Raw genomic sequence first — 626 nt, 5'->3', positions numbered from 1 at the left:
GAAACACCTTTCATTTTACCTTGGCGGTAACCTTGCATTTCACCCGCGAGTTTTGGATTTTCTTGAAGGGCAAGCGCATAAGCCTCATCCCAATCTTTCAACGAGACCACAACATTATTATAGGTCTTCCCTGGGTTTGAGATTGCTTCCCATAAAGACACTACGGTATCATCTAAATTAACAACCGCATCCGCTGTGTCTTTAATACTATCAATTTGACCCTGAGCCTCTGCAAGCTCTAGACCTTCTTGATATTCTTTAGCTTTATCCTCATCTCCATTGAATAAAACCTTGGCATACATTTCAATGTTTTGCTTACGCTCATCACTAGGATGAACGTCATCAGCCATGCTGTTATTCTCCACAGAGTCTTTCGCCGTCTTAGCCGCAATAATCGCCCCATCAGAACTATCCGATAAACTACCACCGGCAATACCTGCTGCTACTTGGCTTAAAGAAGATACCGTACGTTTTTCTTCTTCGCTGAGCTTTTCAGGTGATTTATCATAAAGTGTCGAGGCGAGGAAATGAGCCGCAGCCTCACCACCAGCTGCACCTGCCGCACCAGCAGCAACATTACGATTGCCCGCATAAGCCTCTACCGCGCCCCAAAGTGCATGAGCAGT

Annotated in this window: 1 protein-coding gene; it reads right to left on the bottom strand. The window is 45.7% G+C overall.

The genetic code is table 11. The annotated features are described in order from the left end of the window. Nucleotides 1-626 (bottom strand): VENN motif pre-toxin domain-containing protein (locus AC979_RS00240; RefSeq protein ID WP_049372388.1); only part of this gene is annotated, 626 nt, incomplete at both ends.

This window comes from Parahaemophilus parainfluenzae, from assembly GCF_001053575.1.
Classification (GTDB): Bacteria; Pseudomonadota; Gammaproteobacteria; order Enterobacterales; family Pasteurellaceae; genus Haemophilus_D; species Haemophilus_D parainfluenzae_S.
This window is presented reverse-complemented; position numbering and strand designations above follow the sequence as displayed.